Annotated in this window: 7 protein-coding genes; 4 read left to right on the top strand and 3 right to left on the bottom strand. The window is 65.4% G+C overall.

The features are described from left to right. Positions 1-77 precede the first annotated feature (77 nt). The 3 genes from ACCD07_RS11115 (at position 78) to ACCD07_RS11105 (ending at position 4,188) form a co-directional block, all read left to right on the top strand. Entirely contained in the window at positions 78-734 is a 657-nt protein-coding gene (locus ACCD07_RS11115) for a CGNR zinc finger domain-containing protein (protein ID WP_413447378.1), read from the top strand. 86 nt (positions 735-820) lie between these two features. Continuing rightward, positions 821-1,552 carry a 4Fe-4S dicluster domain-containing protein gene (locus ACCD07_RS11110; RefSeq protein ID WP_413447377.1) on the top strand — a complete coding sequence of 244 codons (732 nt, stop codon included), beginning with the start codon at positions 821-823 and terminating at the stop codon, positions 1,550-1,552. A gap of 2 nt (positions 1,553-1,554) precedes the next feature. Beyond that, positions 1,555-4,188, top strand: coding sequence for a molybdopterin-dependent oxidoreductase (locus tag ACCD07_RS11105; RefSeq protein ID WP_413447376.1), 2,634 nt, complete (start codon positions 1,555-1,557; stop codon positions 4,186-4,188). A 60-nt stretch (positions 4,189-4,248) separates the two neighbouring features. Here ACCD07_RS11105 and ACCD07_RS11100 read toward each other — a convergent pair whose 3' ends face one another. Beyond that, positions 4,249-7,824, bottom strand: a complete 3,576-nt coding sequence (locus ACCD07_RS11100) for an indolepyruvate ferredoxin oxidoreductase family protein (RefSeq protein ID WP_176652930.1) — start codon at positions 7,822-7,824, stop codon at positions 4,249-4,251. 115 nt (positions 7,825-7,939) lie between these two features. Further along, a complete protein-coding gene (hppD, locus tag ACCD07_RS11095; RefSeq protein WP_176652931.1) occupies positions 7,940-9,058 on the bottom strand; it encodes a 4-hydroxyphenylpyruvate dioxygenase in 1,119 nt (372 codons plus the stop codon). A gap of 125 nt (positions 9,059-9,183) precedes the next feature. Between hppD and ACCD07_RS11090 the strand changes: the two genes are divergently transcribed. Beyond that, positions 9,184-9,705, top strand: a complete 522-nt coding sequence (locus ACCD07_RS11090) for an Lrp/AsnC family transcriptional regulator (protein ID WP_176652932.1) — start codon at positions 9,184-9,186, stop codon at positions 9,703-9,705. Here the strand turns inward: ACCD07_RS11090 and dsbD are convergent. Continuing rightward, on the bottom strand, positions 9,702-11,555 hold the full coding sequence (gene dsbD / locus ACCD07_RS11085) for a protein-disulfide reductase DsbD (RefSeq protein ID WP_413447424.1): 1,854 nt from the start codon (positions 11,553-11,555) through the stop codon (positions 9,702-9,704). The two genes, ACCD07_RS11090 and dsbD, sit on opposite strands and share 4 nt — an antisense overlap. Positions 11,556-11,567 lie beyond the last annotated feature (12 nt).

Raw genomic sequence — 11,567 nt, 5'->3', positions numbered from 1 at the left:
TATCGCCAAAAGTAACTTGTCAAGCGCTTTTTATCAGGTTATATTTGAGCCATAGAACGCACTTTGGGAAAACTGGAATGACGAACACCCGCCCTGCCGCCATGTTCCTGGCCGATGCGCCTGGTCTCGACTTTTTGAATTCAGTCGCCAAGCCCACCGGCAAGCAGGTCGAATGGCTGGCGAACGGAGAAGATTTGCTGTCGTGGCTGGAGCAGGCGCGCTTGCTGCCGCCAGAGACGGCGGCGTGGATGCGCGCCAATGCCGCGCCGGCCGAACTGGATCGGGTGGCCTCGCAGGCGCGCGAGTTGCGCGAATGGTTTCGCGAGTTTGTGTACCGCCACAAGGGCGGCATGCTGGCCAAAAGCGCGCTGCTGGAACTGGCGCCGCTGAACGCCTTGCTGGAGAAGGACGAGACCTATCGCCTCATCGGCATACGCGAAGATGCGCCGTCCGGCGGCGAGACGGCAGACGAACCGGTGTCCGGCCTGGCCAGGACGACGCTGCGCCGCTGGCGCTCACCGGCGACGCTGCTGGCGCCGATCGCCGATGCGATGGCGGACCTGGTCTGCTCCGCCGATTTCACGCAAGTGAAAAAGTGCGAGTCGGCCACCTGCACGCTGCTGTTCCACGACCGCACCCAGGGCCACGCGCGCCGCTGGTGCAGCATGGCGATCTGCGGCAACCGCGCCAAGCAGGCGGCGTATCGCGCCCGCATGAAACAGCAAGCCGCATAAGAACTGCGCGGGGTCTTTTTTGTGGTCTAATCTTCTGAGACGCTTGGCACGGCCCGGCATTTTTCAAGTTTCTCAAGGAGAGTCTGATGACCACACCCATCGCGGCCGGCCCCAAATGGGGCATGGCGATCGACCTTGAGCGCTGCATCGGCTGCCATGCCTGTTCGGTGGCGTGCAAGGTGGAGAACTCGGTCTCGCTCGGCCACTTCCGCACCAAGGTGTACTACTACGATTACGCCGCGGTCAATCCCTACAACCATCAGCCGACAACCCGGCGCGCCTTCCTGCCGACGCTGTGCATGCAGTGCGAGGACGCGCCCTGCCTCAAGGCGTGTCCGAACGATGCGATCGCGCGCGGCGCCGACGGGATCGTCCGCATCGACGACGCCGCCTGCGACCGCAGCCGCGACTGCATCAAGGCCTGCCCCTACGGCGCCATCCACATCGATCCGGTCGCCGAAGTGGCCGACAAGTGCGACTTCTGTTCGCACCGGCTGGCGGCCGACATGGCGCCGGCCTGCGTCGAAGCGTGCCCGGCCGACGTGTTCGCGTTTGGCGACCTGAACGATCCGTCCAGCAAGATCAACCAGTTCCACGCCGTACACCGCCAGCAGGTGGCGGCGCTCAAGCCGGAGGAAAACACCCGGCCGCTGGTGCAGTACCGCGGCCTGGGCGGCGTGGTGCCGCGCGCGATGGAGCACAAGGTGCCCAAGGGCCGCAGCCACGATCCGTTCTCGTACGAGATCGACACCTGGGACCAGCTGAAGCCGGCGTTCTCGCCGGCGCCGCCGGTGGCCGGCAAAACCCGGGGAGAATGAGCATGGACCGTCGAGGATTTATCCGGAGCGGCATCGGCTCGATGGCCGGCCTGGGCCTGGGAGAGACCATCCTGCTGACGCCGAACGCCGCCGGCGCGCTGAACTACCGGCCGCTGGCCGACGGCGCCCGGCGCAAGGTTAAGAACGACTACCGCACCGCCCGGCGCACGACCAGCGTGTGCCTGAACTGCTCGACCGTCTGCGGCATCGAAGCCTTCGTGCAGGACAACAAGGTCATCAAGATCCGCGGCAATCCACTCGATCCCAACATGGGCAGCTACATGACCTGCGCCAAGGGGCAGTCGGGACCGACCATCAACGACTATCCGGAACGGCTGCTTTACCCGCTCAAGCGCGCCGGCGCGCGCGGCGCCGGCCTTTGGCAGCGCATCAGCTGGGAACAGGCGTACACCGAGGTGGCCGAACGCATCAAGGCCAGCATCGCCAGCGGCCATCCGGAACGGGTCGCGCTGCACCAGGGCCGGTCCCGCATCGACGCCGAGATCAACCGCTTCCTCAGCGCGATCGGCACGCCGGTCCAGCTGAACCACCGGGCGCTGTGCTCGTCCAACAAGCGCGCGGCCAACTACGTCTCGCTCGGCGAGACGGACTGGGAATCGATCGACGCCGAGCGTTGCCGCTACTTCCTCAATTTCGGCGCCAACTTCTACGAGGCGCATCAAGGCGGCCTGCATCTGGTGAGCCGGGTGGTCAAGGCCCGCTTCGATCACGGCGCCAAGCTGGTGACGTTCGACGTGCGCCTGTCCAACACCGCAGGCCGCAGCGACGAATGGCATCAACCGTTTCCCGGCACCGACGGTGCGGTGGCGCTGGCGATGGCGCACGTGATCGTGCGCGAGAACGAGATCGATCACGAGTTCATCGCCAATTTCGTCCAGCCCGGACTGGCCACCATCCGCGACTGGCTGGCGCCGTGCACGCCGGCGTGGGCGGCGGGGCTGTCGGGCATCGCGGCACGCGACATCGAGCGCCTGGCGCTGGAGTTCGCGCGCAAGCGGCCGGCGGTGGCGGCCTTCACCAACCGCGGCGCCGGCGCCCACTACAACGGCTTCAACGCGGAGCGGGCGGTCATCATGCTCAATGCGCTGGTCGGCTCGATCGCCCGGCCTGGCGGCTACTGCTACGGCCTGGAGGAAAAGCTGTCGATCAGCCGCTATCCACAACCGCTGCCGCTGCCGCCGGCGTCGAAGATCCGCACCGATCTGGAGGATCCGCCCGAGTGGCCGCTGGCCAACCGCTGGCAGAAGATGAAGGTCGGACAGGTGGTGTACGACTATCTGCGCCAGGGGCGCGCCAAATTGGACGTCTACCTCAGCTACACGCTGGCGTCGCCGATGACCTGGCCCGAAGGCCGCAGCACCACGGTCGAGGTGCTGCTCGACGAGAAGCTGATCCCGTTCCACGCCTGCTCCGATGTCGTGTACTCCGAAATGGCCCATTACGCCGACCTGATCCTGCCGGACGCCAGCTACCTCGAACGCTGGGGCATGGACATCCGCAACAACATGGAGCTGCAGCATTTCGTCACGCTGCGCCAGCCGGTCGTGACGCCGCCGGGCGAGGCGCGCAGCTTCGCCGACGTGCTGTTCGAGATCGGCCGCCGGCTCGCTCCCGAGCAGGCGAAATACTTCCAGTTCGGCAGCCACGAAGACTTCGTGCGCATCCAGTGCTCCAAACTGCCCGCCACCGGGCCGGACGGACGACAGTTCAAGGATGGCTTCGAGTACATGAAGCACTACGGCGTGTACGTGGACCGTTCGCAGCCCAAGCCCTACGAAGTGTTCCAGAAGCCGCTGAGCGCCCAGCAGCTTGACGGCAGCCGCGTCGACGCCGCCAGCGGCGTGATCTACCGCACCGGGGACAAGGGCAAGGAGAGCGCGATCGGACTGTCGGCCGGCGGCAAGGCGGTGCGCGGGTTCGCCACGCCGTCGCGCAAGTTTGAAGTGCATGCGCCGGAGGTCGCGCTGGTGGCCGGCACGCTGGGCATTGCGGACGACGGCATGCCCACCTTCGCGCAGGTGCCGTGGCACCGTGATTTGCCGAAGGACCGCTTCATCCTCACCACCTTCAAGTGGAACGTCCATACCCAGGGCCGCACGGCATCGCAGAAATACCTGAGCGAGATCGTGCACGACAACCCGATGTGGATCAACGCGGCCACCGCGAAAAAGCTCGGCCTGAAGAACGGCGACCTGGTCGAGCTGACGACCTACCGGCCGCGATCCGGGGCGGCCAGCCAGCCAGCGCAGCAGGCCTATCGCGGCACAGGGGAAAAAATCGGCTCGGCCCAGCTGCGGGTATTCGTCACGCGCGGCATCCATCCACGCGTGGTGGCGGTATCGAACTCGCTGGGCTGGATCAGCGGCGGCCGCGCAGCCGAAGGGCGCAGCGGACGACGGGTGGAGGTGGCGGCGCATGGCATCGCCCCCGATGCGGCCAAGGCATTCGGCCCCGCGCCGGAGCCGGACGACCTCAATGCAGGAGTCTGGTGGGACAAGAAAAACGGCGGACGCGGCAACGGCGTCAATATCAACGCTTTGCTGCCGATTAACCCGCAACCGCTGGTGGGCATGCAAGCCTGGTTCGACACAGTATGTTCCCTGCGCAAGGTGTGACGCGCGGCGGATAAGAAAACGGCCCCGCGAGGGGCCGTTTTCAGTCGACAGCGATGCGTGTTACGCGGCGTGCGTGTGGCTGTCGGCCGGCGCCGGCGTGGCCGGCTTGCCGAAGGCCGCCAGCAGCGTGGCTTCCTTCGCCTTGGCCGCCTTGAAGTGACGCTCCTTGACGTGGCCGTAGCCGCGGATGTCTTCAGGGATGCTGGCGATGGCCACCGCCTGCGCCAGGTTCTCCGCCGTCAGCTTCGGCAGCAGCGACGACACGGTCTGGCGGTATTCGCCGATCAGTGCGCGTTCCATCTTGCGCTCCGCCGTGTAGCCGAAGATATCCAGCGCGCTGCCGCGCAGGCCCTTGAATTTCGCCAGCACGCCGAACGCCTTCATCATCCACGGACCGAATTCCTGCTTGATCAGCTGGCCCTTGGAATCATGCTTGGCCAGCAGCGGCGGCGCCAGGTGGAACTTCAGCTTGATGTCGCCTTCGAACATGCCGGCGATCTTCTGCTGGAATGCGCCGTCCGTGTACAGGCGGGCGACTTCATACTCGTCCTTGTACGCCATCAGCTTGTAGTAGTAGCGCGCCACGGCTTCGCTCAGGCGGGTGCCCTTGCCCAGCTTGGCCTCTTCCGCGCGGACCTGGTCGACAAACGATTTATACTGTTTAGCATAATTCGCGTCCTGGTAGGCGGTCAGCAGCTCGACGCGCCGGCTGACGATGTCGTCGAGGGTCTGGATGCGCTTGAACTCGATCACTTTCGCGGGCGTGGTCAGCTTGGTGACCGAGCCCAGATCGTGGGCGGCGGTACGGCCCCAGTTGAAGGCGGACTTGTTGAAGCCCACCGACACGCCGTTGAGCTCGATCGCCTTGACGATCGACGCTTCGCTCAGCGGCACATGGCCTTTCTGGAAGGCGTAACCCAGCATGAACATATTGGTGGCGATCGAGTCGCCCATCAGCGCGGTGGCGATCTGGCCGGCATCGACGAAGTCCACCAGCTCGTTGCCGCAGGCGCGCACGATCTCGCCGCGCGAACTGGCGTCAGGGAACTGCCAGTCCGGATTCTTGACGAAGGCTGCGGTCGACGAACCGGTCGAGTTGATCATCGCATGCGTACGGCCCTCGCCCATGCGGGACAAGGCGTCGCGCGAGGCGGTGACGATCAGGTCGCAGCCGATCACCAGGTCCGCGCTGCCGGTGCCGACGCGGGTCGAGTGCAGATCGGCCTGCTTGTCGGCCAGGCGCACGTGCGACATCACCGGACCGCCCTTCTGGGCCAGGCCGCTCATGTCCAGCACGATGGCGCCCTTGCCTTCGACGTGCGCCGCCACGGCCAGGATCTGGCCGACGGTGACCACGCCGGTGCCGCCGATGCCGGTGATCAGGATGCCGTAAGGCGTCTCGGTCGACGGCAGCGTCGGCATCGGCAGGACCGCTTGCGGGCCTTCGCCCACTGCGGCTTTCTTCGGCTTCTTCAGCGCGCCGCCTTCCACCGTCACGAAGCTCGGGCAGAAACCGGTGGTGCACGAGAAGTCCTTGTTGCAGGACGACTGGTTGATCTGGCGCTTGCGGCCCAGGTCCGTTTCCAGCGGCTCCACCGACAGGCAGTTCGACTGCACGGAGCAGTCGCCGCAGCCTTCGCAGACGGCTTCGTTGATGACGGCGCGTTTCGCCGGATCAGGATACTCGTTGCGTTTCCGGCGGCGGCGCTTCTCGGAGGCGCAGGTCTGGTCGTAGATCATCGCCGACACGCCCGGCTTGTCGCGCAGTTCGCGCTGCACGTCCATCAACTCGCTGCGGTGGCGCACGGTGACGCCTTCGGCCCACTTGTAGTCGGACGGGTATTTTTCCGGCTCGTCGGTGACGACGATGATAGGACCCACGCCTTCGGCCGCGATCTGGCGCGAGATCATGCCCGGATCGAGCGGACCGTCGAAGGTCTGGCCGCCGGTCATCGCGACCGCGTCGTTGAACAGGATCTTGTAGGTGATGTTGACCTTGGCCGCCACCGCCGCGCGGATCGCCAGGATCCCGGAGTGGAAGTAGGTGCCGTCGCCCAGGTTGGTGAACACGTGCTTCTCGTTGGTGAACGGCGCCTGGCCTACCCAGGTGACGCCCTCGGCGCCCATGTGGGTGAAGGTCGAGGTCTCGCGGTCCATCCACAGCACCATGTAGTGGCAGCCGATGCCGGCCAGCGCGCGCGAGCCTTCCGGCACCTTGGTCGACGAGTTGTGCGGACAGCCGGAGCAGAAGTACGGCGTGCGGTCTGTGTCCGGGTTGGACTTGGTCGGCAGCGTCTTCAGCGCCAGCTCTTTCGCCTCGAGGAAGGCGACGCGCTCCTGCACCCGCTTGGCCACCGGATGGCCGGCGCAGTAGTGGGCGATGCGCGAGGCGATGGCGCGGGCGATCTGCGCCGGGTTCAGTTCATAGGTGGCCGGCAGCAGCCAGTCGCCGTGGCCGGTCTTGCCCTTGTTGCTCCACTCGCCGGTGTCGTCGAACTTGCCGACCACGCGCGGGCGTTCGCCGTCCGGCAGGTTGTACAGTTCTTCCTTCAGCGCGTATTCGAGGATCTGGCGCTTTTCCTCCACCACCAGGATCTCGTCCAGGCCCTTGGCGAATTCGTGCACGCCGTCCGCTTCCAGCGGCCAGGTCATGCCGATCTTGTACAGGCGGATGCCGATGTCGGCGGCGGCCTGCTCGTCGATGCCCAGGTCGGCCAGCGCCTGGCGCGTGTCCAGGTAGGATTTGCCGGCGGTGATGATGCCGATCTTCGGCTTCGGGCTGTCCCAGATGATTTTATTGAGCTTGTTCGCGCGGCAGTAGGCCAGCGCGGCGTACCACTTGTAGCTGTTCATCCGCACTTCCATATCGAGCACGGTGTCCGGCCAGCGGATATTCAGGCCGCCGGCCGGCAGCTCGAAGTCGGTCGGCAGGTTGATCTGCACGCGGTCCGGGTCGAAGTCCACCACCGCGCCGGATTCGATGATGTCGGTCACGCACTTCATCGACACCCACAGGCCGGTGTAGCGGCTCATGGCCCAGGCGTGCAGGCCGTAGTCGATGTATTCCTGCACCGACGACGGGTACAGCACCGGAATGCCGCAGGCGTTGAGGATGTGGTCCGACTGGTGCGCGGTGGACGAGGACTTGGCGGCGTGGTCGTCGCCGGCCAATACCAGCACGCCGCCGTGCTTGGCGGAGCCGGCGTTGTTGGCGTGCTTGAACACGTCGCCGCAGCGGTCGACGCCGGGGCCCTTGCCGTACCACATGGAGAAGACGCCGTCGTATTTGGCGTCCTTGAACAGATTGGTTTGCTGCGTGCCCCAGACGGCGGTCGCGGCCAGGTCCTCGTTCATCCCGGGATGGAACTTGACGTGGTGCGCGTCGAGATACTTCTTGGCCTTCATGGCCGTCATGTCGACGCTGGTGACCGGCGAGCCGCGATAGCCGGTGATGTAGCCGGCGGTGTTCAGGCCGGCCTTGACGTCGCGCTCGCGCTGCATCATCGGCAGGCGGATCAGCGCCTGCGTGCCGGTCATGAAGGCGCGGCCGCGTTCCAGCGTCCACTTGTCGTCCAGGGAAATTTCGTCCGAGGGTGTGCCCGGCTCCAGCTGCGTACCCTTATGAGGTGCGTTCATTGCGTCTCCAATATTCTCAAAGTGCTACGCGCGACAGGGCCGGATAGGCTCTGCCGCGCACTGGCCGCCGCACCGTTCTTTGCGGTGTTGGCGGCGGTTTTCTAAACTATATTCCTTATGCCGGCGTCTTGCTTGGATCCTGCAATACGCCGCGCTTGATCTGGTCCAGTTCGATGGATTCGAACAACGCGCGGAAGTTGCCCTCGCCGAAGCCCTGGTCGCCCTTGCGCTGGATGATCTCGAAGAAGATCGGACCGATGACGTTCTGGCTGAAGATCTGCAGCAGCAGTTCGCGTTCGTTCTCGCTGCTGTGGCCGTCGATCAGGATGCGCAGGCGGCGCAGGTCTTCCAGGCGCTCGCCGTGGTTCGGCAGGCGGCGGTTAACCAGCTCGTAGTAGGTCTCGATGGTGTCCTGGAAGGCGATGCCGGTGCCCTTCATGCCTTCGACCGACGAATAGATGTCGTCGGTCCCCAGCGCGATGTGCTGGATGCCTTCGCCGTGGTATTCATCCAGGTATTCGGCGATCTGCGACTTGTCGTCCGACGATTCGTTGATCGGGATGCGCACCTTGCCGCACGGCGAAGTCATGGCCTTCGACTTCAGGCCGGTCAGCTTGCCTTCGATGTCGAAATAGCGCACTTCGCGGAAGTTGAACATCTTCTCGTAGAAGTCCGCCCATTCCTTCATGCGGCCGCGATGGACGTTGTTGGTCAGGTGGTCGATGTAGGTCAGGCCGTGGCCGACCGGATTGGCTTCCGCGCCGGGGATGGCGACGAAGTCGACGTCGTAGATGCTGATGTCGCCGATCGAGCCCTTCTCGCCGCCGTTCTTGCCGTGCCAGCGGTCGACCAGGTAGATCAGCGAATCGCCCACGCCCTTGATGGCCGGGATGTTCAGCTCCATCGGGCCGGTCTTGTTGTCGAAGCCCCAGGCGCCCATGTCCAGCGCGCGCTTGTAGGCGGCGGCGGAATCCTGCACGCGGATCGCGATGGCGCAGACGGACGGGCCGTGATGGCGGGCGAAGCGCTGGGCGAAGGAGTCCTGCTCGGCGTTGATGATGAAGTTGATGCCGCCCTGGCGATACAGGGTCACATCCTTATGGCGGTGGCGGGCGATCGCGGTAAAACCCATTTTCTCGAACAGCGCACCCAACGCTTTTGGGTCCGGCGCGGCGTATTCGACAAACTCAAAACCATCGGTACCCATCGGGTTGTCCCAAGGCGTAAATTGCATGCGAGTCTCCTTATGAATTAGCGCACAGTATAGTCCCGCTTCACCAGCATTAAATTGCAAACAATTCCCACGGACGGCCATTTTGAGCAATAATATTGCCTGAACCGGGAATTTATGAGGCATTTATGACCAAGATTGCGCTGGACAAAACCGACCGTAAGATTTTGTCAATATTACAGGCAGATGGGCGGCTGTCGAACCAGGATGTGGCGGAGTTGGTGGCCTTGTCGCCGTCGCCTTGCCTGCGCCGCATCAAGCGGCTGGAAGAGGCAGGCGTGATCCGCCAGTACGTGGCATTGCTGGACCCGGACAAGATCGGCCTGGGGCTGCTGGCCTATGTCAACGTGCGGCTGGAGAAGCACAGCGACGCGGCGGCGCACAGCAACGCGCGCGCGCTGGGCGCGGCCAACGCGCCGGCGTCGCCGCGCGCCGATTTCGCGGTGTCGGTGGAGCAGTGGCCGGAAGTGGTGGCCTGCTACGCGATGACCGGCGAGATGGACTACCTGCTGCGGGTGCACGTCGAGGACATGGACCACTTCTCGCGCTTCATGATGGCGACGCTGCTGCGCCACCCCGCCGTGCTGGACGTGAAATCCTCGTTCGCCCTGCAACGCATCAAGGACACCACGGCGCTGCCGCTGGTTTAAGAAGTGAGATGGCGGCCCAGGTGCTGCAGGAAGGGATCGGCCGCCAGGAAGCCGATGATGCGGCTGTTGGGAATTTCCTTGCCGCCGTTGAACAGGATGATGCCCGGAGGGCCGAACAGGCCGAAGCGCTTCATCAGCGCCTTGTCGTCGGCGCTGTTGGCGGTGACGTCGACCTGGATCAGGCGTACCTGTTTCAGCTTGCCGCTGACGGCCGGCTGCGAGAACGTGAAGCGCTCCATCTCCTTGCACGACACGCACCAGTCGGCGTAGAAGTCCAGCATCACCGGCGTGGTGCTGGTGGCCAGCACCTGATCCAGCTCGGCCACCGTCTTGATGCGGCTGAATTTGATCTCGCCCTCGGCGCCCGACGCCGGACTTTCCGCGCGTGCCAGGCCCAGGTGGCCCAGCGGCTGCAGCACGTCGCGGCCGGCGCTGGCGGCGCCGGTCAGCTCGAACAGGCCGACCAGCAGCGCGGCCAGGCCCAGCGTCTTGCCGGCATAGGTGCGCAGGCCGGCGCCTTTCGGTATCGCTTCGAACACGTGCAGGAACATCGCGCACAGCAACGCGAACATCCCCCACAGCGCCATCGCCACCGTGACCGGGAACACCGGCGTGACCATCCAGATGGCGACGGCGATCAGCAGCAGGCCGAAGATCTTTTTAACGCCGTTCATCCAGGCGCCGGCGCGCGGCAGCAGGCTGCCGGCCGAGATCCCCGTCAGCAGCAGCGGCACGCTCATGCCGACCGCCATCGAGAACAGCGCCCAGCCGCCGGTCCAGACGTTGCGCGTCTGGCTGATGTAGAGCAGCGCGCCGGCCAGCGGGCCGGCCACGCACGGGCCGACGATCAGCGCCGATAACGCGCCCATCACGAACACGCCGGCGAAGCGTCCGCCGCCCATGCTGCCGCTGGTTTCGCTCAGGCGGCTCTGCAGGGCGCTCGGCAGCTGCAACTGGTAGACGTCGAACATCGACAGCGCCAGGCCGACCAGCAGCGCGCCAAAGGTCAGCAGCACCCACGGCTTTTGCAGCGCTCCGGCCAGGCCTTCGCCAGCAAGGCCGGCGCCCACGCCGAGCGAGGTGTAGACCAGCGCCATGCCGAGGCAATAAGCCAGCGCCAGCGAGAAACCGCGGCCGCGCGATACCGTGCCCTCGCCGACGATGATCGAGGAGAGAATGGGCACCATCGGCAGCACGCATGGCGTGAACGACAGCAGCAGGCCGAACACCAGGAAGGCCAGGCCGATGCGCCAGGCGCTGCCGCTTTGCAGCGTGCGCTGCGCCAGCGAGCTGTCGTCCTCGGGCACGGCTGCGCCGGCGGCGGGTGCCGATACCGGTGCTGGTGTCGTTGCCTGTGCCGCTGCCGGCGCCGCCGGCGATGAAGCGGCGGCCGGCGCATCGACCGCCGTCAGCGCGCCTGGCGCCGCCGGGTCCACACGATAACTCTGCGTCGCCGGTGAATAGCACAGCCCCGCATCCGCGCAGCCCTGATAGCCGACTTGCAGCGTGAACGCCGCCTTCGCCGCGACCGGCAGGTTGACCACCAGGCTGTCCTGGTAAGTCTCCATCTCCTTATTGAAGTTGGTGTCGAACTTGCGCAGCCCCGCGGGCAGCGCCGGCGCGCTCACCTCGGACCCGGCCGACTTGAAGCTCAAGCGATCCCGGTACAGGTGATACCCCCTGGCGATCGCCCACGTCAACCGCACCGTGTGCGCGTCGACCAGCTCACCCTTCAGCTGGAACGCCTGGTCCGGCTCCAGGAAATCGTCCGCCCTCGCCGCGCCGGCCATCAACGCGAACAAGGCCACCAACAGCGCCAACAGCCGCACTCTTAAATTCCGCATGCTCATAAAATCCACCAT

The organism is Duganella sp. Dugasp56 (genome assembly GCF_047304105.1).
In the GTDB taxonomy this organism is placed as follows: domain Bacteria; phylum Pseudomonadota; class Gammaproteobacteria; order Burkholderiales; family Burkholderiaceae_D; genus Rugamonas; species Rugamonas hordei.
Note: the sequence above shows the minus strand (reverse complement) of the source record. Positions and strands in the feature narration are given on the sequence as shown.